The sequence below is a fragment of the Dietzia sp. SYD-A1 genome, from assembly GCF_015356725.1.
In the GTDB taxonomy this organism is placed as follows: domain Bacteria; phylum Actinomycetota; class Actinomycetes; order Mycobacteriales; family Mycobacteriaceae; genus Dietzia.
The window spans coordinates 1-336 of record NZ_JADDKI010000542.1; the positions used below are offsets into that span (position 1 = coordinate 1).

General features: G+C 65.8%; 1 protein-coding gene. It reads right to left on the reverse strand.

Going from position 1 to position 336, the window contains the following annotated elements; translation table 11 throughout:
- A partial coding sequence (locus tag IY392_RS16640; protein ID WP_194861827.1) for an FAD-dependent oxidoreductase occupies positions 1-336 on the reverse strand: 336 nt, incomplete at both ends.

Sequence of the window (336 nt, forward strand, 5' to 3'; positions counted from 1 at the left end):
GAGATCGGCCCCAGGAACGCGGAGCTGACGAGGGCGGGCTCCCGTGCACAGCGCGAGCTTGTCGTATGTCAGTGTGTCGCCGGTGCTCATAACGATGTGCCCAGCCGAGCGGTCGATCGCCTCCACGTGCGCGTTGAGAAGCTGGATTCGCTGCTTGGAGTAGAAGTCCGAACTGCGGATGGTGATCTCGTCGAGGGTGGTTTTCCCGGCGAGATACGCCTTCGACAGTGGCGGGCGCTGGTAGGGCACCGTGGGCTCCTCGCCGATGAGGACGATCTCACCGCTCCACCCGTCCTGCCGTAGGCTCGCCGCGAGTTGGGCTCCGGCATGGCTGGC